General features: G+C 67.9%; 17 protein-coding genes and 1 pseudogene. 2 read left to right on the top strand and 16 right to left on the bottom strand.

What is annotated here, in order from left to right:
* Positions 1-150 precede the first annotated feature (150 nt).
* The 16 genes and pseudogenes from ACJH5R_RS22095 to ACJH5R_RS22020 form a co-directional block, all read right to left on the bottom strand.
* Entirely contained in the window at positions 151-2736 is a 2586-nt protein-coding gene (locus ACJH5R_RS22095) for a multicopper oxidase domain-containing protein (RefSeq protein WP_406782939.1), read from the bottom strand.
* A gap of 79 nt (positions 2737-2815) precedes the next feature.
* A complete protein-coding gene (locus ACJH5R_RS22090) occupies positions 2816-3877 on the bottom strand; it encodes a zinc-binding dehydrogenase (protein WP_406782938.1) in 1062 nt (353 codons plus the stop codon).
* A gap of 11 nt (positions 3878-3888) precedes the next feature.
* Positions 3889-5136, bottom strand: coding sequence for a sulfotransferase family protein (locus ACJH5R_RS22085; RefSeq protein ID WP_406782937.1), 1248 nt, complete (start codon positions 5134-5136; stop codon positions 3889-3891).
* A complete protein-coding gene (locus tag ACJH5R_RS22080; protein WP_406782936.1) occupies positions 5133-6206 on the bottom strand; it encodes a DUF1214 domain-containing protein in 1074 nt (357 codons plus the stop codon). The genes ACJH5R_RS22085 and ACJH5R_RS22080 overlap by 4 nt, the downstream gene beginning before the upstream one ends.
* Positions 6199-6816: a TetR/AcrR family transcriptional regulator gene (locus tag ACJH5R_RS22075; RefSeq protein WP_406782935.1), complete on the bottom strand. Its 618-nt coding sequence runs from the start codon at positions 6814-6816 to the stop codon at positions 6199-6201. The genes ACJH5R_RS22080 and ACJH5R_RS22075 overlap by 8 nt, the downstream gene beginning before the upstream one ends.
* A gap of 91 nt (positions 6817-6907) precedes the next feature.
* Entirely contained in the window at positions 6908-7729 is an 822-nt protein-coding gene (locus ACJH5R_RS22070) for a class I SAM-dependent methyltransferase (RefSeq protein WP_406782934.1), read from the bottom strand.
* Between the two features lie 69 nt (positions 7730-7798).
* Complete coding sequence (locus tag ACJH5R_RS22065) at positions 7799-8722, bottom strand: ketopantoate reductase family protein (RefSeq protein ID WP_406782933.1); 924 nt, start codon at positions 8720-8722, stop codon at positions 7799-7801.
* A 4-nt stretch (positions 8723-8726) separates the two neighbouring features.
* On the bottom strand, positions 8727-9902 hold the full coding sequence (locus ACJH5R_RS22060; protein WP_406782932.1) for an enolase C-terminal domain-like protein: 1176 nt from the start codon (positions 9900-9902) through the stop codon (positions 8727-8729).
* Between the two features lie 23 nt (positions 9903-9925).
* Positions 9926-10723, bottom strand: a complete 798-nt coding sequence (locus ACJH5R_RS22055; RefSeq protein ID WP_406782931.1) for an HpcH/HpaI aldolase/citrate lyase family protein — start codon at positions 10721-10723, stop codon at positions 9926-9928.
* Positions 10720-11306, bottom strand: a pseudogene (locus ACJH5R_RS22050) (MaoC family dehydratase). Before ACJH5R_RS22050 ends, ACJH5R_RS22055 begins: the two are co-directional and overlap by 4 nt.
* Positions 11306-12466, bottom strand: a complete 1161-nt coding sequence (locus ACJH5R_RS22045) for an acyl-CoA dehydrogenase family protein (RefSeq protein ID WP_406782930.1) — start codon at positions 12464-12466, stop codon at positions 11306-11308. Before ACJH5R_RS22045 ends, ACJH5R_RS22050 begins: the two are co-directional and overlap by 1 nt.
* The gene (locus ACJH5R_RS22040) at positions 12463-14451 is read right to left on the bottom strand and encodes an acetyl/propionyl/methylcrotonyl-CoA carboxylase subunit alpha (protein WP_406782929.1); all 1989 of its coding nucleotides are present in this window, start codon (positions 14449-14451) and stop codon (positions 12463-12465) included. The genes ACJH5R_RS22045 and ACJH5R_RS22040 overlap by 4 nt, the downstream gene beginning before the upstream one ends.
* Before the next feature lie 6 nt (positions 14452-14457).
* A complete protein-coding gene (locus ACJH5R_RS22035; protein WP_406782928.1) occupies positions 14458-16029 on the bottom strand; it encodes a carboxyl transferase domain-containing protein in 1572 nt (523 codons plus the stop codon).
* A complete protein-coding gene (locus ACJH5R_RS22030; protein ID WP_406782927.1) occupies positions 16026-16667 on the bottom strand; it encodes a 3-oxoacid CoA-transferase subunit B in 642 nt (213 codons plus the stop codon). Before ACJH5R_RS22030 ends, ACJH5R_RS22035 begins: the two co-directional genes overlap by 4 nt.
* A complete protein-coding gene (locus ACJH5R_RS22025) occupies positions 16664-17410 on the bottom strand; it encodes a CoA transferase subunit A (protein ID WP_406782942.1) in 747 nt (248 codons plus the stop codon). Before ACJH5R_RS22025 ends, ACJH5R_RS22030 begins: the two co-directional genes overlap by 4 nt.
* A gap of 74 nt (positions 17411-17484) precedes the next feature.
* Entirely contained in the window at positions 17485-19125 is a 1641-nt protein-coding gene (locus ACJH5R_RS22020) for an AMP-binding protein (protein ID WP_406782926.1), read from the bottom strand.
* A 102-nt stretch (positions 19126-19227) separates the two neighbouring features.
* Here ACJH5R_RS22020 and ACJH5R_RS22015 point away from each other — a divergent pair, with 102 nt between their 5' ends.
* Both ACJH5R_RS22015 and ACJH5R_RS22010 read left to right on the top strand, forming a co-directional pair.
* Entirely contained in the window at positions 19228-19881 is a 654-nt protein-coding gene (locus ACJH5R_RS22015) for a TetR/AcrR family transcriptional regulator (RefSeq protein WP_406782925.1), read from the top strand.
* A gap of 65 nt (positions 19882-19946) precedes the next feature.
* On the top strand, positions 19947-20711 hold the full coding sequence (locus ACJH5R_RS22010; RefSeq protein ID WP_406782924.1) for an MmpS family transport accessory protein: 765 nt from the start codon (positions 19947-19949) through the stop codon (positions 20709-20711).
* Positions 20712-20715: the final 4 nt, after the last annotated feature.

Raw genomic sequence — 20715 nt, 5'->3', positions numbered from 1 at the left:
CGCCAACGAATGCGGATACCCACTCGGCATGACAACCCCCAGATCAATGGATGTTGCACTGACCGTATGAATCTGCCGCTCCGAGAGTGAAGACAACTTCACGCTCGGCGGGGCGGCTGGGCGGCTTGGCGGCGGGGCGACGGTTCTGGGCTAACCCGTCACCTCGAAGATCCCGTGCGCCCCGTTCTCCGCGTGCCGCATGTCGTGATCCATGAACGGGTAATGGCCCGGCTCGGGGAAGGTGAGCTCGACGAAGCCGCCCTGGGCGGGCGCCAGGTCGAGGACCTGCGCTCCTCCCGCCGGGGCCGATGAATCATTGGGCCGCAGCAGCCAGGCGCCCTCTTTGTACACGGTGTCGAACTGCGACCCGACGACGTGGAATGCGATCGAGTCGCCAGGACCGGCGTTGACCACCCAGACGCGCACCCGTTCGCCGGTGCGCGCCGGCAGCGGGGCATGCATGTACTGAGCCGCGGTGCCGTTGAACATCCAACCGTCGGGCTGGCCGGCGCGGATGGCCGTGGTTTGGGCGTCGGAATCCGGTGCGCTTGCGTAGAGCTGGGCGCCGACCAGGGCGTACTCCCGGTCCACCGTCGGCAGCCCGGGTGGGTCGATGATCACCGCCCCGTACATGCCGTTGGCGATGTGCAGCGCCATCGGCGGGGTACTGCAGTGATAGAGCCAGGCGCCGGCCCGGTGCGCCGTGAACCGGTAGACCAGCCGCTCCCCCGGCGCCAAGGTGCGCATCGGTTGGTCCGGTGCGAGCACCCCAGCGTGAAAGTCGATTCCGTGGCCCATGGTCGCGTCGTTGATCAATGTGATCTCGAAGGTGTCCCCGACCCTGCCGTGCAGCGTCGGCGCCGGTTCGACGCCGCCGAAGGTCCAGCGGATCTCCCGGCGGCCGGGCGCGATCTCCAGTTCCCGGTCGACGGCGCGTAGTTCCACCCGATGCACGCCCGGGGTCGCCGGTGCGAGCACCGCATCGCGCGGTGTCCAGCCCGGGGACGGATCGGCGGCCAGGTCCAAAACCGTCGGCGCGGGCAGACCACCATGCCCCGCACCGGTGTGCTCATGGCGGGGGGCACCACCGATGGCGTGGATCGTCATCGTCATGCCCGCGGCCCGGTGACCGGGTACGTCGCACCACGCCTCGCGGTCCTGTTGCACCGCACCGAGATCCAGCACCGCGGTCTGGCCGCGGCTCAACCGCGGGGTGTGTTCGCCGGTGTCGACGTACAAGTCGTGCGGCAATCCGTCGATGTTGGTGACGCGCAGCACCAGCCGGGTTCCGGCCGGCACATTGATCACGTCCGGGGAGAACCGCATGTTCTTCAGCGTGACGTCGACGGTGCGTGCCTCCCCGGAGATACCGGCGGCCCCCGACGGTGCGGGACCGCCGATCCCAAGCCCCAGCGCGGCGGCCACCGCGGCCACCGCGGCAACGGCGACCGCCCCGGTGACCGCCCGAGAATGCGGCGCGATTGCGTCGATGTCGAGCGGGCCGCGCAGCGCCACGGGCAGCGCTAGCCGCAGCGCCAGCAGCACGAAGCTGGCGACCGCGACCGCGGCCAGCACCCAGCCGATCAATGGCAGCGGCGGCGGCCACGGCCCGGCGACCAGTGGTACGGCGATGTTGATCGCGCACACCCGGGCCTGCCAGCCCTGGTCCAGATAGCCGATGACGGCTTTGCGAACGGGTGGGCCGTTGGCCACCAGGATCGGCAGCAGCTGGCTCAGGGCACCCAACAGGATCTGGGCGACGAATCCGACCGCCAACAGCGGAAGCAGAGTGTTCTCCACGAACGCCGGCAGCACATCGACCGAGCGGCCTGCGATCAGCCGGACTGTCTCGATCAGGACGGCAACACCGAGCCAGGCCGTCGCGCCGACCAGCATCCAGGCCGCCGGTCCGGTGAAGCTGCGCCCTGGCCACAACCCGAGGATGGACACGCCGACTCCGACCGCATAACCCAACAGTCCTGCCGCGGTCAGCCACCAGCTGTTGGTGAGCAGACCGGCAGCCGCGACGGATAGGCCCACCGTCAGCGTCGGCAGCGCGCGTTGGGCCATGGCAAAGCTGCGCGGGGTGATCTTCTCCCGGATTGTGGTGGGCCACAGGGTGAACAAGGTGCCCACCACCGTCAGGCCGATCCACCCGTAGAGCATCACGTGCACGTGGGTGGTCCACAGCCGTGCATACCACCGGGCCACACCGAAAGCCATGGCAGCACCGGTCGCCGATCCGGCCAGCAGCGCTGCGATGGCGGCCAGGTAGAAACCGACCAGGTAGTCGAAGCGCGCCGACAGGGCGCGCTTCTTCATCGCGATCAACTCGACGCCGTGGGCGACGGCGACCACGGCCACGGCCGTGCCACCCATCCCGGTCAGGGCCTCGGTGTTGAAGGCCACTCCGGCCAGGGTCGCGATCACGGCGAGGTTGAGCAGGGACAGCTTGGCCACCAGGTGCCATTGCGGCAGGTCGGGAACCCGGCACAGCGTGGTGGTGAAGTGTCCCGACCAGATCACGATCGCGTTGGTGGCCGCACCGAGCAGCAGCGCGTGCACCGGCAGCCAGATCGGGTGCGCAACGACGTTGTGCGCGACCAGCAACGCGACCGCGACGACCAGCCAGCCCAGCACCACGATGTTGGCGCCCAGGAAGACCGGCCCGCGCGGTCCGCCCCGGCGGCGGGGTTTGACGACCGGCGCCGGGGGCGGCGGGCCCAACTGGATCATGTTCGCCAGGCTACGGTGGCCGTGCGCTCAGCCGGAAGTGACCTTAGGCATCGAAAGCCATCGGTTTGCTCCGGGCAAGTTACCCGTGATGGCCGGTGCTGACCACCAGGCGGCCGGTGGTCTGGCGGGCGGCCATGCGTTCCAAGGCATTCGGCAGGTCGGCCCAGGGAACCTCTGCGCCGACGACGGTACGGATCTTGCCGGTGCGCAGCAGCTCCAGGATCTTCGCGTGGGCCTCCAGTCCTTCCGAGCGGGCCGGCCAGTTGAAACCCAGGGTGCGCCGGATCGCCACCGGGTCGTTGACGTAGACCAGGCATACCCCGCACACGTCGAAGTTGCTGTAGGCGATGGGCCGTGGCGAGAGGTAGTCGCCGTCCTCCAGGGCGATGTCCTGGGCGAACCCGGCCATCAGGTACCGGCCGTTCAAACCCATGCACTTGAAGGTCTCCACCGCCACGTCGCCGCCGACCGCGTCGAACGCGACGTCGACACCACGGCCGTAGGTCAGTTCCATGACCTGCTCAACCCAGTCACCGTTGCGGTAGTTGATCGCGTGGTCGGCGCCGAGTTCCTTGCAGAACGCGACCTTCTCGTCGCTTCCGGCGGTGGCGATCACCCGTGCGCCCAGCGCCTTGCCGAGCACCAACGCGCCGGATCCGGTACCGCCCGCGGCGGCGTGCACCAGCAGGGTCTCCCCCGGCTTGAGGCGGCCGCGTTCCCGCAATGCGAACCAGCCCAGGTGGAACGGGTAGTGCAGGGCGGCGCCGTCGACGTCGCTGACCCAGGCCGGCAGATCCAGCGCGGTCGCCGCATCCACGATCGCGTAGGAGGCGTACCCGCCGAAGGCCATCACCGGGATGCCGACGATGCGCCGGCCGATGAGATGTTCGGCGCCCTGGCCGGCGCTTTCCACGACTCCGACCGTCTCCATGCCGGGCACGAACGGCGGCTGCAGTGGCAGCGTCGTGTACCGGCCACCGATGATGTCGATGTCGTTGAAATTGAGGCAGAACGCGCTGACGGCGACCCGGATTTCACCGGGTCCCGGCGCGCGTACCTCGACGCTCTGGCGGGCCAGCACTTTGGCCGGGTCACCGAGTTCGGTGGCGACCCACGCCTCAGCGGATATCGGTTGATTCATGGCTTCTCCCATTAGTCTTCGACGAATTGGTTTCGGTAGGCGCGCAGGCGGTTCGCCACGTCGTCGGCATCCAGCCCCAGATCGGCCGGCTGGTAGTCGACCGCGCCGTAGCGCCCGCGGGGGTGTTCGACGCAGAACTGCGTCATCGCGTCTTTGGCCCGGGTGTCAAGGGGCTGGCCCGCGAGCTCATAGATGGCGGCGACGGTCCCGTCCTCGTCGGCCATGAAGTCCTCGAACCGCACGTCCACGGACTGCGTCGCCGGCAGCACGTCGCGGTCGCGCAGGCAGCCGGTGAGCAGATCGTCGGCCCGGTCCAGCCAATACTTCGAGATCTTGACCGGGTCGGGTTGGTCGCAGGCCATGCGTGCCGCGTAGCTGATCATGGTCGCCATCGATCGCGTCACCTCGACCGGATCCCGATGGGTGACAACGAAGGTGGCGTCGGGGAACGTGGCATACAGCGCGGGGAACTGCTCCAGATGCTGCGGCGATTTGAGCACCCAGCGGGTCCCACCGCGCAGCCATTGCAGCGCCTGCAGGGTGCGCTTCATGTAAGCGTACGAAGCGGTCTGATCGTGCGTCTTGTAGTGCTGCGCGAATGTCGGTAGGTAGTAACTACATTCGAAGAGCATTCCGGAGATGTCGTTGCCCAGCAGCTGGATCTCTTCGTGCGCGTGGTCGACGGTCATGTCATGCATGCGCTTGAAGTCGGGCATCGAGGTGTTGATCAGATCCAGGCCGACGGCGCAGCGGTCACGCCTGGCCTGCGGATCGGGTTCGCCCGGCGTGGCAACCGGCTCCATGCTCTCCCAGTACGGCAGGTAGCGCAGCGCCGGGTCGGCGGCGATTAGGTTGTGCAGGTGCGTGGTGCCGGTGCGTGGCAGCCCGCAGATGATGATCGGGCGCTCGATCTCGACGCTCTCGATCTCGGGATTCGCCGCGATCAGATCTTCCAGTCGAAGCCGGTTGACCAGGTGGCCCACCAGTTGTTCGAACGCCATCGCCCGGCCGACGCCGGACAGGTCGGCCTCGGTGACCAGCGACTCGCACAGCACGTCGAGGCGTTCGCGGAATCCGTTGTCGCCCCAATTGTCGAGGCCAGTTCGTTCGGTTGCGGCCTGCAGCAGGGCTTCCGGTGTGAGTTGCAGGACCGCGCCGTAGCCGGCCAGGCCGTCGCGCATCGGGGCGGCGGCCTCGGGAAAGACCGGGTTGGCAAGGTCTTCGAGCCGGATGGCGCCCGGACGGGTGGCGGCGCTCATGAGGCCAGCTCTGCGACGTCGACGACCCGGCAGGTCAGTGGGTCGGGGGTGGCCTCGGGCAGGAACCAGCGCAGCCAGATCAGGCCTTTGGACCGGCCCGCGGTGGACACCCAGTTCGGATGCCCGGGATCGGTTTCGCTGATCACGATCTGCCAGGACCCATCGGGGGCGTAGGTGACGTGCGCGCCGTTGATCGTGACCCGCTCGCGGGTGTAGTCGTAGGTGTGCAGGAACGGATTCCACAGGCACAGATTCCAGAACACACACTCCGGCGATGTTCCTTCGATGACCAGCGCCTGTCCGGGCTGTAGTTCGTAGGCCCCCATCGAATAGGCCGCATCACCGGCGGCCCAGCCTACGGTGCGGCTCGGAACCGGGTAGGGCTCCTGCAGCACATTGGCTGGTAGCCGCACGGGGGCCATGGCGGCCTGTTCACGAATCCAGGTGCGCGCCGCGCGCATCCGCCGGCCCAGGTCGGCCCGGGTGTCGGGGCGCCGGCCAGTGTCATCGAGCGCCTCGATCTTCCACTGCACGCGCCGATCGGTCCCGGGGTCGGTGAGGTAGTCGCGGGTCAGGATGAACACAGCGTCGGGCTCCAGTTTGAGCCAATTACCCTGCTGCTCTTTCGCACTGATGACGAAGTCGAAGTTGCCGTCGGCGTCGCAACCGAGGTCGCGATCGTTGATGGTGTCGATGATGCGGTCGCTGTAGCGGCCGTCGTCGGGCCCGCCGTAGACGGTCATGGACAGGTAGACCGCGTCGCCGCGGTTACCGGTGACCCGGTAGCTGCGGCTCGGGTCGACAGGCGCCAGCTGGTAGAAGGCATCCGAATTGTCGCCGCCCCATTTGAGATAGGGACCGATCACGTCGACCAGGATCGGCTTGTCCGCATCGCCCCAGATGTAGGCCTCGGAGGCGACGCGCAGCAGGCTCAACGCCCATCGGTAGCCGTCGAGAACGTCGGCCTCCTCCAGCGGCGGATCGGCGTTCAATAGGCGCTGCTCGACGGCACGGACCTCGTCGAGCAGAGACCCGAATGCCTCAGACAGATCCGATAACTCGTCACTCATCCCGGTTCTCCTTCTTTCTCATTCCCTGCAGCAGCAAGGTGCACAGTCTGTCGGCGGCGGCATCGACGGTGTCGGTGGCCAAGACTTGGGCGACGTAGAAGCTGGTGCCCACCAATGCGTCATAGGCGATCTCGATATCGATGTCGGCATCGAGCACGCCTTGCTCAATGCCGGCGCTCACCAGTACCCCGAACGCGGTGCGGGTCGTCTCGTCCAGCAGCTGTTGAGTGCGGATGAACAGTTCCGGGTCGCGGTGGCGATCGGCCAGGATGCCCAGTGCCGCGGCAGCCACGTCCGGGGCGCGCCAGAACTCGAACACGCCGGCAACGAATTGGCGCAGGTCGGCTTCGAAATCGCCCGAACTGGTCAGCACGTCACCGACCTCGGCGGCACCGAAGACCGCGTCGAACACCAGGTGGGTCTTCGACGGCCAACGCCGGTAGACGGTGGGTCGGCTGACGTCTGCCTCGCGGGCGATCGCCTCGATGGACACCTGGTCGTAGCCGTCGCGGGCCAGCAGCCGGCGGGCGGCTTCGGTGATGGCCTGTTCGGTGCGCGGGTCACGCGGACGTCCGCGACCGGCCGGGGCCGGGTCTGGGCCCGCCGTCACTGTGGCATCCGCTGTGGCCGACTCACGCCCTAAATAATTACATTACGTAACGTAATTCGTCAATGGGTTTTGTCCGCCCCGACTGCGCAGGTCAGAAGGCGTAGCGGTGGTACTGCGACATGTTCGCCACCGCCGGAATCAACGACATCGCCCTGCCCAGCGCCCGGTAGGCGCGCGGCAGTTGGGCGAAGGTGGCCGACTCGAACCAGCGCTCCCATTGCAGGAGCCGGGTGCCCGGCACCGCGGCAAGAATGTCGTCGGGGCCGTTGATCGCCCAGTGCAGCGTCGCCCCGGACTTGCGTACCACCGCGTTGGACCATTGCGACTTGATGCCCAGCCAGTTGAAGGCGTCGAACTGCAACTCCCCACTCGGGGCGTGCTCGACGACCCGGCGCAGCAACGCCACGCCGTCCGATTCAGTGAGGTACATGGTCAGGCCTTCTCCGAGCATCAATGTCGGACGGCCGGTAGGGATTTCGGCGAACCATGCCAGGTCGGTGACCGACGCCGCCACCACGTGGTTGTGGCGTCGTTCGGGAAGCAGTTGCCGACGCAGGGCGGCGACATCTGGATAGTCGATGTCATACCAGTCGACTCCGTCGCCGGGTTGCAACCGGAAGTATCGGGCATCGAGCCCACAGCCCAGGTGCAGCACTACGGCGTCGGGGTTGGCCGCCAGGAATCGGCGGGCCCAGCCATCGAAGTGCGCCGCACGGGTGGTCACCGACGGTGATCGAGCCGCGGTGATGGTGGTCTTGCGCCAGTCGTAGTCGATGCGTGCGACCACTTCCTTGGCATAGCGATCTCCCAGGATGGGTTCGGGCAGATCGGCATCCAGTGCCTTGGCGTACAGCGTCGCGAGCATGGTCTGCGGGGACCCGCTCAGGTCCACCCGAGCCTTGTCATCGGTCATGCCAATCCACGCTAGCGCCGTCGGAGCAAACCGGGCAGAGCTGAACGCCGGTCGGCGTGGTGTTCAGCCCTAGGGCGTTAACCACTGACGTTCAACCGCTTTGACCAGCGCGGTCAACGTGGCGTTCACCGGAACCTGCTCCCCCACCTGCGCGGCTGTGCGCACCACGGCGCCGTTGATGACGTCGATCTCGCTGACTCGGCGGGCCAGATGATCCAGCAGCGCAGACGGTTTGGCGTTCGGCATCTGTGCGCCGAAGGCCCGGACATGCGCGACCGCGTCTGCCACATCGATGCCGATTCCGGCGGCGCGGGCCACCGTCCAGGCCTCGGTTGCGGTGGCGCGGCTGACCGGGCCCAAGTCTGCGTCGTCCATGACCTGCCCCACCGTCATACCGGTCAGCGCGCACGGCGCGCTATAGGCGGCGTTGCAGATCAGCTTCTCCCACTGCATGGCGGCGATGTCGGCGACCGCGGCCGCGTCGAATCCCGCCTCCGACCACACCCGGGCGATCTGATCGACAGTCGAAAACGGCAGCGCCGCATAGGCGCCGAATCGGACGGCGCGCATCGCGTTGTGGTGCACATGCCCCGGGGCGGGACGTGAGGCCCCGAATCCACTGGCGATACCCACAGCCACCCGTGCTGCACCGACGATGTCGGCGACGGTGTCGGCCGACCCGAGTCCGTTCTGGATGGTCAACACCGAAGTGTTCTCGCCGAGCAGCGGCAGTGCCTGATTGGCCCCGGTGGCGACGTCGGCAGCCTTGACCGCCAGCACCACCAGATCCATCGGCTCATCCGGCGCGGTGGTGACCGCGCGCATGGGAACCACCTGGTCGGGCTGAGGCCCGCTGATCCGCATGCCGCCCGCGGCGATGGCCTCGACGTGCTGGGGTGACCGGTCCACGGCCAGCACGTCATTGCCGGCCGCCGCCAGCTTGGCGGCGTAGATGGAACCCATGGCGCCGCAACCGATGACCGCGATCTTCATCTGCTCATCCCACCAGGTCGGCGATCACGGCGGCCAGGTCGGGCTTCTCTTCCAGCCCGAAGCCCGGGGCGTCGGTCGGCGCGATGGTGCCCTCGGCCAGCACACAACCCGGCGCGTAGCCGCCGAACGGTGCGAACACCCCGGGGTAGGACTCGCAGCCGCCCAGGCCCAGCGCGACCACGATGTGCAGATTGATCAGGTGCCCGCCGTGCGGGAAGGCGAAGCGACGATCGAAGCCGTTCGCTTCCAGTACCTCGATCATTCGGGCGTATTCGGTCAGGCCGTAGCTGAGTCCGGCGTCCATCTGGAAGATGTCGATGCCCGGCCGCATTGCGGCGTAACGAACCAGGTTGGTCGCGTCACGCACCGAGAACAGGTTCTCTCCGGTCGCGATGGCACCGTCGTAGGCCGCAACGACCGCGGCATTCAACGCGAAGTCGAGCGGATCACCGGGCTCTTCGTACCAGCGCAGGCCATAGGGGCGCAGCGCCTTCGCCCACTGCACCGCGTCGGCCTGATCGAATCGGCCGTTGGCGTCGACGGCGACCCGGGCACCGCTGCCGACGATGTCGATCACGGCCTCGATGCGCGCCAGGTCCTCGCTCGTCGACGCGCCGCCGATCTTCATCTTGACCGCGTCGTAGCCCATGTCGAGGTAGCCGCGGATCTCGCTGCGGAGCCGATCTAGGCCCGCGTCCGAGTCGTCACCCGGGTAGTAGTAGCCGCCGGCGGCATACACCGGGACGGCGGCGGGGACGGTGTCGCGGCCGAAATACCCGGCAATGGTGCGGTAGGCGGGCTCGTCGGCGAGCTTGGCATTGAGGTCCCAGCACGCCAGCTCCAGTGCGGCCGCCGCGCCGGCCCGGTCGCCGTGCCCGCCGGGCTTCTCGTCGGCCAGCGCACAACTGAGCACCCGAGCGGGATCGATCCGGCCGGCGTCGTCAAGCAGCGACCCGGGGTTCGCGCGCAACACCCGCGGGATCATCCGGTCGGCCAGGATGCCGCTCTGGGCGAATCGGCCGATCGAATTGAACGCGACCCCGGTCACCGGCTTTCCGTCGCGGATCTGATCGCTGACCACCGCGACCAGTGACACCGTGTGCCGGGAGAAGTCCACTAGGGCGTTGGCGACCTCGCCGCGCAGGCGCACCGGTGTCTCGATGATCTGGGTGATGCGCATGCGGTGTCAGTCCTCCTGGTGCGTCAATCCGCTCGCCGCAGGATGGCTTCCGCGTGCCGCAGCACCGGGGAGTCGACCATCTGTCCTTCGAACGCGAACACCCCGCGCTCGGTCTGCGCCGCGGCGAGCACCCTGCGCGCCCAGTCAACCCGTTCCGGGGCGGGCCGATAGGCGTCGCGGACCACCGCGATCTGGCTCGGGTGGATGCACACCGTAGCAGCGAATCCGACCGCGGCGCCATCGAGTGCTTCGGCTTTGAGCCCGTCGAGGTCGCCGATGTTGAGGTAGACGGCGTCCAATGCGGCCCGGCCGAACGTCGATGCGGCCAACAGCACACTCGAGCGCACGTGGCGGGCCACATCGCGATACCGGCCGTCAGCGTGCCGGCTGGAGCCACCGCCCATCGCGGCGACCAGATCTTCGGCGCCCCACATCATCGCGACGCATTGCTGTGCGGCGGCGATCTCGGCGCAGAACACCGCGCCGCGTGGCGTCTCGATCAGGGCCACCACCTGCCGTGGCTCCAGCGCGGCGACCTGTGCGGCAGATTCGGTCTTGGCCAGCATCACCGTGGTGTAGGCGGTGTCGGCCAAGGCCTCCAGGTCGCGGGCCTGGTCCTCGGTCCCGGCGGGGTTCACCCGCACCACGGTCCGCTCCGGGTCAAGGGGTGTGCTCCGCAGCGCTTCGCGGGCGGCGGGCCGATCCGCCGCGGCCACACCGTCTTCCAGGTCCAGGATCACCACGTCGGCGACCGCGGCCGCTTTGCCGTATCGCTCCGGGCGATCTGCCGGGCAGAACAGCCAGGCCGGACCGGTGCTCACTGGTCCCCCGCGGGCTTCTTGCGCACCAGCGTGGTGCGTACCGCGCGGGCGACGATGTCGCCGTTCTGGTTACGCCCGACGTGCTCCAACGTCACGATGCCCTCGCCGGGGCGACTCTTGGACTCCCGCTTGTCGGTGCAGACCGTCTCGGCGTACAGCGTGTCGCCGTGAAACACCGGCTTGGGGAACGACACCTCCGAGAAGCCCAGGTTGGCCACGATGGTGCCCAGCGTCAGCTGCGACACCGACAGGCCGACCAGCGTGGAGAGCGTGAACATCGAATTCACCAGGCGCTCACCGCGGAAACCCGGCTGCTGGGCCGCCCACGCCGCATCCAGGTGCAGCGATTGGGTGTTCATGGTCAGCGTGGTGAACAGCACGTTGTCGGCTTCGGTGATGGTCCGCCCGGGCCGGTGGGCGTAGATGGTGCCGATCTCGTACTCCTCGAACCACAGCCCACGCTGCTCGACCGTCTTGCTCACGCCGTTTCCCTTCCGCTCTTTCTGGCGCCGAGTGTGAATCCTGCGACGCGACACGCCGACACGGCGTCGCAGGATTCACACTCGGCGGAGGACTTCCCCATCACAGCCCCAACGACCGGGCGATGAGCATCAGCTGCACCTCGGTGGTGCCCTCGCCGATCTCGAGGATCTTGCTGTCGCGATAGTGCCGGGCCACCGGGTATTCGTTGATGAAGCCGTAGCCGCCGTGGATCTGGGTGGCGTCGCGGGCGTTGTCCATCGCCGCCTCCGAGGAGATCATCTTGGCGATCGCCGCCTCCTTCTTGAACGGCTTGCCCGCCAACATCTTCGCGGCGGCGTCGTAGTAGGCGGTACGGGCGACGTGGGCCCGGGCCTCCATCCGGGCGATCTTGAAGCTGATCGCCTGGTAGGAGCCGATCGTCTGGCCGAACGCCTCACGCTCGCCGGCGTATTTCACGCTTTCGTCCACGCAGCCCTGCGCCACCCCGGTGGCGACCGCGGCGATCGCGATACGGCCCTCATCGAGGATGGACAGGAAGTTCGCGTAGCCCCGGCCCTCGTCACCGAGCAGGTTGGCTTGGGGAACGCGGGCGTCGGCGAAGGTGAGCGGGTGGGTGTCCGAGGCGTTCCAGCCGACCTTGTTGTACGCCGGTTCCACGGTGAATCCCGCTGTGCCGGAGGGCACGATGATCGTGGAGATGTCCTTCTTGCCGTCGGGCCGGGTTCCGGTGACGGCGGTGACGGTCACCAGCGAGGTGATGTCGGTACCGGAGTTGGTGATGAACTGCTTGGTGCCGTTGATCACCCACTCGTCGCCGTCGCGGCGGGCGGTGGTCCTGGTGCCGCTGGCATCGGAGCCGGCGCCCGGTTCGGTCAGGCCGAATCCCGCCAGTCTCCGACCGCTCACCAGATCCGGCAGCCAGGTCTGCTTCTGTTCGTCGGAGCCGAACCGGTAGATCGGCATCGCCCCCAGGCCCACCCCGGCCTCCAGGGTCATCGCCACCGACTGGTCGACCTTGCCGAGTTCCTCCAGGGCGAGCGCCAGGGCGAAGTAGTCGCCGCCCATGCCGCCGTACTCCTCGGGGAAAGGCAGGCCGAACAGCCCCATCTCCCCCATCTTCGCGATCACTTCGTAGGGGAAGCTGTGCTCTTCGTCGTGCTTGGCCGCCACCGGAGCGACGACGGTGCGGGCGAACTCGGCGACGGTGTCGCGCAGGTCCAGGTAGTGGCTCGGCAGGGTTCCTGCCTCGATGGTGGTCATGATTTCGCTTCCTCGGTCTCTTCCTCCGGGATCAGCCGCGCCAGCACCTGATCCACCTTCACTTGATCGCCCACCGCTACCAACACCTGCACCCGGCCGGAAATCGGGGCGGTCAGGGTGTGCTCCATCTTCATCGCCTCGACCACGACCACCGGATTACCTTCGCCGACAGTCGATTCCGATGCGGCACTGACGGCGATCACGGTGCCCGGCATCGGGCTGGCGATCTCTGCGCTGCGGGTTGCGCCGCCGCGGTGCACACGCACCACTTCGGCCTCTCGCAGCTGCCAGCTTCCGCGTTCGTCGCAGATCCACAGTTGACCGTCATCCTCGGCGAACAGGTAGCGGCGTTGCCGCCCGGCCACCGTGGCGATCAGCTGGTCGCCTTCGACATGGGCGCTGGCGCTCTGGATCTCGCCGTCACCGATCTGCACCTGCGCGGCATCGGGCAGACCCCACACCGACACCGTCTCGGTGCGCAGCGGGGTGTGCATCTCGGTACGCACCGGAGCCGCCGCGCCGATTCGCCATCCGCTCGGGGCCGCCCACAAATCCGTGCGGCCGAGCTGGGCCAGCGCCCACTGGCGATAGAGGCCACCGGCGGCCAACACATCGTCGGGTGCGGGCACCGGTGCGAAATCACCCGACCGCGCGTCCAGCAGTTCGGTGTCCAGGTTGCCGGCGATCACCCGCTCATCGGCCAGCAGAAACCGCAGGAACTCGACGTTGGTCTGCACGCCGAACACCGCCGTGCCGGCCAGCGCCGCGTCGAGGCGCGCCAGTGCCTGCGCCCGGTCGGCCCCGTGCGCGATCACCTTGGACAGCATCGGGTCGTAGTCGCTGCCGACGACGGTGCCGTCCTGCAACGACGAGTCCACCCGTACGCCCGTGCCGGTGGGTTCGTGTACCGCCAGCACTCGCCCGCCGGTAGGCAGGAAGCCGCGAGCCGGGTCCTCGGCATATACCCGGGCTTCCATGGCGTGCCCGGTCAAGGTGATGTCGTCCTGGGTGACGGACAGCTTCTCCCCGGCGGCCACCCGCAGCTGCCACTCGACCAGGTCCAGGCCGGTGATCGCTTCGGTGACGGGGTGTTCCACCTGCAGTCGGGTGTTCATCTCCATGAAGAAGAACTCATCGGGGCGATCGGCGGAGACGATGAATTCCACGGTGCCGGCGCCGACGTAGTCCACGCTGCGGGCGGTGTTGCAGGCCGCTGTGCCGATCCGGTCGCGGGTGGCGGCGTCCAGCAGCGGCGACGGCGCCTCTTCTATCACCTTTTGGTGGCGGCGCTGCAGGCTGCATTCGCGTTCGCCGAGGTGCACCACGTTGCCCTGGGGGTCGGCGAGCACCTGCACCTCGATGTGGCGCGGCCGCAGCACGAAGCGCTCCAAGAACAAGGTGTCGTCACCGAACGCCGAAGCCGCCTCGCGTCGCGCGGTGGCCAGTGCCGCGCGCAGGTGGGTGGGCTCTTCCACCAGGTGCATGCCTTTGCCACCACCGCCGGCCGACGGCTTGATCAGCACCGGGTAACCGATCTCGCCGGCCGCGGCCACCAGGTCGTCGTCGGACAGACCGGGTTTGGCGATGCCCGGAACCACCGGCACCTCGAACGCGGTGACGGTGTTCTTCGCCGAGATCTTGTCGCCCATCACCTCGATGGCCCGGGCCGGTGGCCCGATGAACACCACGCCGGCGCGCTCGCAGGCGGCCGCGAATCCGGCGTTCTCGGAAAGGAATCCGTAGCCGGGGTGAATGGCCTGGGCGCCGGTGGCAGCGGCGGCCTCGAGCACCTTGGGTATCGACAGGTAGCTCTCCAGCACCGGGGCGGGCCCCAGGCGCACCGCGGTGTCGGCCTCGCGCACATGGCGCGCCCCGGCGTCGGCGTCGCTGTAGACGGCTACGGATCGGATGCCCATCCGGCGCAGGGTGCGGATCACCCGGACCGCGATCTCACCGCGGTTGGCTATCAATACGGTTTCAAACATCTCCGCTCACATCCGGAATACGCCGTAGGAGACCGGGTCCAAAGGCGCGTTCGAGCAGACCGAAAGCGCCAGGCCCAGCACTGTTCTGGTGTCGGCCGGGTCGATGATCCCGTCGTCCCACAACCGCGCGGTCGAGTAGTACGGGTTGCCCTGCACCTCGTATTGCTCACGGATCGGAGCTTTGAAGGCCTCCTCGTCGGCTGCCGACCAGGGCTTGCCGGCGGCATCGAGTTGATCGCCGCGCACGGTGGCCAGCACCGACGCCGCCTGCTCACCACCCATCACCGAGATCCGCGCGTTGGGCCACATCCACAGGAACCGCGGCGAATACGCCCGACCACACATGGAGTAGTTGCCCGCCCCGTAGGAGCCGCCGATCACGACCGTCAGCTTGGGCACCCGCGCGCAGGCCACCGCGGTGACCATCTTGGCGCCGTGCTTGGCGATGCCACCGGCCTCGTAGTCACGCCCGACCATGAACCCGGCGATGTTCTGCAGGAACACCAGTGGGATCGAGCGCTTGTCGCACAGTTCGATGAAGTGCGCCCCCTTGAGGGCGGATTCACCGAACAGCACCCCGTTGTTGGCGATGATCCCGACCGGGTGGCCATGGATTCGCGCAAACGCGGTCACCAGGGTTTTGCCGTACTCGGCCTTGAACTCGCTGAACTCACTGCCGTCGACGAGCCGGACGATCACCTGGCGGACGTCGTAGGGCACCCGCGGATCCGGGGGAACTACGTCGTAGAGCTCGGCCGGGTCATGCTGGGGCGGGGCGGAGTCGCTGATCTCCCATGGACTTTCGGGGCGCGGACCGAAGGTGGCCGCGATCTGGCGCACGATGCGCAGCGCGTGCTCGTCGTCATCGGCCAGGTAGTCGGTGACCCCAGAGACCTTGGAGTGCAGGTCGCCGCCGCCCAGTTCTTCGGCGGTCACCACTTCGCCGGTGGCGGCCTTCACCAGCGGCGGTCCGCCCAGGAAGATGGTGCCCTGTTCCCGGACGATGACGGCCTCATCGCTCATCGCCGGCACGTAAGCGCCGCCGGCGGTGCACGAGCCGAGTACGGCCGCGATCTGCGGAATACCCTGAGCACTCATGGTCGCCTGGTTGTAAAAGATGCGGCCGAAGTGCTCACGGTCGGGGAAGACTTCGTCCTGGCGGGGCAGGAACGCTCCCCCGGAATCCACCAGGTACAGGCAGGGCAGCCGATTGCCCAGTGCTACCTCTTGAGCACGCAGGTGCTTTTTGACCGTCACCGGGTAGTAGGTGCCGCCCTTGACAGTGGCGTCATTGGCGACGATCACGCATTCGCGCCCCGCGACCCGACCGATGCCGGTGATGATCCCGGCCCCGGGACACTCGTTGTCGTACATCCCGTCGGCGGCCAGCGGCGCCAGTTCCAGGAACGGGCTGCCGGGGTCCAGCAGCCGGTCAACCCGGTCGCGTGGCAACAGTTTTCCGCGCGCCACGTGGCGCTGGCGGGACTGCTCGTTGCCGCCGAGGGCGGCCGTCGCCAGCTTGGCGTTGAGCTCGGCGACCAGGCGACGGTGTGCGTCAGCGAATGCCGGTGCGGTCATGACAGTGCCGAAAGATCCAGCGGAGCGTCGGTTTTCGCGACAACCTCGTCGACGGTGACACCCGGGGCGGTCTCGATCAGCTTCAGCCCGTCCTCGGCGACGTCGATGACGGCCAGGTCGGTGATGATCCGGTTGACGCAGCGGGCGCCGGTGAGCGGCAGCGTGCAGTGCTCGACGATCTTTGCGCTGCCGTCTTTGGCGGCGTGTTCCATCATCACGATCACCCGGCGCGCTCCGTGCACCAGGTCCATGGCCCCGCCCATGCCTTTGATCATCTTGCCGGGAATCATCCAGTTGGCCAGGTCGCCGGCGGCCGAAACCTGCATGGCGCCCAGGACCGCCACGTCGAGGTGGCCGCCGCGGATGACTCCGAACGACGCCGACGACGAGAAGAAGGATGCGCCGGGCAGGGTGGTGACGGTCTCCTTGCCGGCATTGATCAGGTCGGCGTCGAGGTCTTCGCGCAGCGGGTAGGGGCCGACCCCCAGGATTCCGTTCTCCGAGTGCAGCACCACGCTGACGCCGTCGGGGATGTGGTTGGGAATCAAGGTGGGCAATCCGATGCCCAGGTTGACGTACTGCCCGTCGCGCAGCTCGGCGGCCACTCGTGCGGCCAGCTCATCTCTCGTGAGGGTCATGCGCGCACCGTCTCCCGCTCGATTCGCTTGATCGGATCAGGCACGTGCACCACCCGGTGCACGAAGACTCCCTGGGTGTGCACCTCGGCGGGGCAGATCTCGCCGGGCTCGACCAGATGCTCGACCTCGGCGATGGTGATCCGGCCTGCCGCAGCGCAGTCCGGGTTGAAGTTGGCGGCGGCCTCGCGGTAGACGAGGTTGCCGTGCCGGTCACCCTTCCAGGCGTGCACCAGTGCGAAGTCCGTGCGGATCGCCCGCTCCAGGACATAGGTTCGGCCGTCGAACTCCCGGGTCTCTTTCGGCGGTGATGCCACCGCGACCCCGCCGGCCCCGTCGTAGCGCCACGGCAGGCCGCCGTCGGCAACCTGGGTGCCCACGCCGGTGGGCGTGTAGAACGCCGGGATGCCGGCGCCGCCGGCGCGCAGCCGCTCGGCCAGCGTCCCCTGCGGGGTCAGTTCCACCTCGAGCTCACCGGACAGGAACTGCCGGGCGAACTCCTTGTTCTCACCTACATAGGAGCTGACGGTGCGGCGGATGCGCTTGTGCTCCAAGAGCACTCCCAGCCCGACACCGTCGACACCGCAGTTGTTGGAAACCGTCTCCAGATCGGTGACCCCGAGCTGCAGCAGGGCCTCGATCAACGCCTCCGGGATGCCGCAGAGCCCGAACCCGCCTACCGCCAGTGACGCGCCGTCGGTCACGTCGGCCACGGCCTCTGCCGCCGTCGCCACGACCTTGTCTATCGCCACTCACGCCTCCTCATTTCAGTTAATGTTCATTAACTGATTCCAGAGAATACCATTCTTGAGCAGCCTTGTCAGCCGCCGCCCAAATGCTCGATTGCCTGCTGGCGCATCTGGTCCTTGCGGACCTTCCCGGTGACGGTCATCGGGAACTCGGCCACGACCCGCACGTAGCGCGGCACCTTGAAGTGTGCGAGCCGGCCGGTGCAGAACTCCCGCAGCTGCTCGACGGTCAACGGCGGCGCCCCGTCGCGCATCATCACCACCGCCATCAGCTCCTCGCCGTAGGTTTCGTCGGGCACGCCGATGACCTGGGCGTCGCGGATGTCGGGATGGGTGTAGAGGAATTCCTCGATCTCGCGGGGGTAGATGTTCTCCCCGCCACGGATCACCATGTCCTTGATCCGCCCGGTGATTCGGACGTAGCCGTCGCCATCCATCACAGCCAGATCCCCGGTGTGCATCCAGCCTTCGGCGTCGATGGCCGCAGCGGTCTTGTCCGGGTCGTTCCAGTAACCGGTCATCACCGAGTAGCCCCGGGTGCACAGCTCGCCGACCTGCCCACGCGGCACCGTCGCGCCGGTGCCCGGGTCGGTCAGCTTGATCTCCAAGTGCGGGCCGACCTGCCCGACGGTCTCCACTCGCTGCTCCAGCGAGTCCTCACTGCGGGTTTGGGCCGAGACCGGGGAGGTCTCGGTCATGCCGTAGCAGATCGCGACCCCGGCCATGTGCATGTCGTCCATGACGCGTCGCATCACCTCGGCCGGGCACGGCGATCCCGCCATGATCCCGGTGCGCAGGCTGGTCAGGTCGTAGTCGCCGAAGTCGGCCAGGCCGAGTTCGGCGATGAACATGGTGGGCACCCCATAGAGGCTGGTGCAGGCCTCATCCTGCACCGCTCGCAGTGTGGCCACCGGATCGAAGCCGGGCCCCGGCAAGACAATGGTCGCGCCGTGACTGGTCGCCGCCAGGCTCCCCATCACCAGACCGAAGCAGTGGTAGAGCGGCACGGGAAGGCAGATCCGATCCGCTTCGGTGTAGCCGAGCAGATCACCGACCAGGTAGCCGTTGTTGAGGATATTGCGATGACTCAGCGTCGCGCCCTTGGGGTAACCCGTTGTGCCCGAAGTGTATTGGATATTGATCGGATCCTGGGCATCCAGTGTCGCGGCCACCTGCGCCAGAGCGGTCGCATCGATCGACGTGCCGGCCAGCTCCTGCCACCGGGGACTGCCGATGAACACCACCTCGCGCAGATCTGGGCATTCGGGGGCCACCTCCCCCAGCATTCCGACGTAATCGGAGGTCTTGAAACGCGACGCCGAGATGACCATCGCGGCCCCGGACTGCTTGAGCGCATAGGCCAATTCGTGGGAGCGGTACGCGGGGTTGACATTTACCAGAACCGCGCCGATCTCGGCGGTGGCGTACTGGGTCAATACCCATTCGGCACAGTTGGGCGCCCAGATGCCCACCCGATCCCCCGGGCTGATTCCGGCCTGCAGCAGGCCGGTTGCCAGTCGGCGCACATCGGCCAAGAGCTCGGCGTAACTCCAACGCCGAGCCGACGAAACGTCAACCAACGCATCGCGATCGGGGAACGAGCTAGCGATCGCCGCGAGGTTGGCGCCGATCGTCCTTTCCAACAGGGCGGGCTGGGCCCCGCCGCGGGCGTAGGACAAGTGGTCCTGTGCCGCGGGTACCGCAGTTGCCATCGGCCCCTCCACCGGCGCCGCCCGAAGCTGGATGTGCTCGCAGCGACGGGTGTTACGTTAGTGGCCATTAACTCCAGATGTCCACGATGAATCGGAGGCGTGATGGCTTCCTTCATTCCGAAGTCCATCTCCGCCGACTCGGCGGGCGACGACGAGCCGAGCAACCGGCGCAGCCGGCTGAAGTCCGACCGGCGTAGCCAGTTGCTCGCGGCCGCCGAACGCCTCTTCGCCCAGGGCGGCTACCCCGCAGTGCGGTTGGAGGACATCGGTGCGGCCGCAGGAGTTAGCGGCCCGGCCATCTACCGACACTTCGCAGGCAAGGAAGCACTGCTGGTCGAGTTGCTGGTCGGTATCAGCACCCGGTTGCTCGCCGGGGCGCGCGCCGTCGAAGCGGGTGGACACGGCCCGCAGGAAGTGCTGGACGGCCTGGTCGACTTTCACCTTGACTTCGCCCTCGGCGAGCCGGATCTGATCCGGATACAGGACCGTGATTTGGCGCATCTGCCGGCCGCCGCGCAGCGTCAGGTGCGCAGCGCCCAGCGGCAGTACGTCGAGGTGTGGGTGAGCGTGTTGCGCGCGCTGCACCCGGGGCTGGCCGAAACCGATGCACGGCTGATGGCCCACGCCGCGTTCGGTCTGCTGAACTCGACCCCGCACAGCATGAAGCCCACCGGCGCCAAGTCTGCCGGCCCGGAGCACTCACGAGCGGTGTTGCGGGCGATGACGATCAGCGCGCTGGGCGCAGCCGGAATCTAGGCCGGCGCGCCGACGTCCCGGCCGCAGACGCCCGCCGCAGGTACCCTGCAAGCCATGAGGTGGGCATGACCGATCCGTATCGACCGGAGGGCGCTAATCAGCCCTGGCAGCGCGGCGGAGCGTCCGAGCCGCCGATGTCCGGCTATCCGCCCTACGTCGACCCGGCCTACGCCGGGCAACTCCCGTCGTACCCGCCCGGCTATCCGCCGCAGGCTCCCCACCCCACCGAGCAATTGCCGCGGCAGCACTGGGAGGCGCCCCAGCCCCCGCAGGGTGGACCCGTAGGCGGCGAGGGTGGACCTCCGGAGCCCCCACGGTTCCCGAACTGGCTGTTCCTGGTCGCCGGCGCCGCGGTGCTGCTGGTGGTCGGCATGGTCATCGCCCTGGTGATCGCCAATGGCTCGCAACGCAATTCGGCCACCGTGACACCGGTGACCCCGTTGCCGACAGCCCCGAGTACGCCGGTTCCCAAGCGCGTTCCCACCACCACGCCCCCGTCGCGGACGCCGTCGCCCAGCACCACACCGACCACGCCGCCACCGACGACCTCGACCACCGCCGGGGTGCCCGAGACGATCGTCTACAGCGTCAGCGGGACCGGTCGGGCGCTCAGCATCGCCTACATCGATACCGGTGGGATATTGCAGACCGAATTCAACGTGGCCCTGCCGTGGACCAAGCAGGTGACGCTGACGCCGCCGGCGACGACGGCGGCGGCGGTCACGGTGGTCAATTTCGGCGAGCAGATCACCTGCTCGGTATCGGTGGACGGCGCCCAGGTCCGTCAGCGCACCGGTTCGATCCTCACGGTGTGCGCGGCGGCCGGCTGAGCCG

This window comes from Mycobacterium sp. SMC-19 (assembly GCF_045310815.1).
GTDB lineage: Bacteria > Actinomycetota > Actinomycetes > Mycobacteriales > Mycobacteriaceae > Mycobacterium.
The sequence above is the reverse complement of the archived record's forward strand: the minus strand, read 5'-3'. Positions and strand labels throughout refer to the sequence as shown.

What these genes read in the sequence shown, in the direction of transcription:
- ACJH5R_RS22070 (WP_406782934.1), bottom strand. Translation starts at nt 7,729, where the DNA reads ATGACCGATGACAAGGCTCGGGTGGACCTGAGCGGGTCCCCGCAGACC.
- ACJH5R_RS22010 (WP_406782924.1), top strand. Translation starts at nt 19,947, where the DNA reads ATGACCGATCCGTATCGACCGGAGGGCGCTAATCAGCCCTGGCAGCGC.
- ACJH5R_RS22090 (WP_406782938.1), bottom strand. Translation starts at nt 3,877, where the DNA reads ATGAATCAACCGATATCCGCTGAGGCGTGGGTCGCCACCGAACTCGGT.
- ACJH5R_RS22095 (WP_406782939.1), bottom strand. Translation starts at nt 2,736, where the DNA reads ATGATCCAGTTGGGCCCGCCGCCCCCGGCGCCGGTCGTCAAACCCCGC.
- ACJH5R_RS22045 (WP_406782930.1), bottom strand. Translation starts at nt 12,466, where the DNA reads ATGACCACCATCGAGGCAGGAACCCTGCCGAGCCACTACCTGGACCTG.
- ACJH5R_RS22085 (WP_406782937.1), bottom strand. Translation starts at nt 5,136, where the DNA reads ATGAGCGCCGCCACCCGTCCGGGCGCCATCCGGCTCGAAGACCTTGCC.
- ACJH5R_RS22060 (WP_406782932.1), bottom strand. Translation starts at nt 9,902, where the DNA reads ATGCGCATCACCCAGATCATCGAGACACCGGTGCGCCTGCGCGGCGAG.
- ACJH5R_RS22020 (WP_406782926.1), bottom strand. Translation starts at nt 19,125, where the DNA reads ATGGCAACTGCGGTACCCGCGGCACAGGACCACTTGTCCTACGCCCGC.
- ACJH5R_RS22040 (WP_406782929.1), bottom strand. Translation starts at nt 14,451, where the DNA reads ATGTTTGAAACCGTATTGATAGCCAACCGCGGTGAGATCGCGGTCCGG.
- ACJH5R_RS22030 (WP_406782927.1), bottom strand. Translation starts at nt 16,667, where the DNA reads ATGACCCTCACGAGAGATGAGCTGGCCGCACGAGTGGCCGCCGAGCTG.
- ACJH5R_RS22035 (WP_406782928.1), bottom strand. Translation starts at nt 16,029, where the DNA reads ATGACCGCACCGGCATTCGCTGACGCACACCGTCGCCTGGTCGCCGAG.
- ACJH5R_RS22065 (WP_406782933.1), bottom strand. Translation starts at nt 8,722, where the DNA reads ATGAAGATCGCGGTCATCGGTTGCGGCGCCATGGGTTCCATCTACGCC.
- ACJH5R_RS22015 (WP_406782925.1), top strand. Translation starts at nt 19,228, where the DNA reads ATGGCTTCCTTCATTCCGAAGTCCATCTCCGCCGACTCGGCGGGCGAC.
- ACJH5R_RS22080 (WP_406782936.1), bottom strand. Translation starts at nt 6,206, where the DNA reads ATGAGTGACGAGTTATCGGATCTGTCTGAGGCATTCGGGTCTCTGCTC.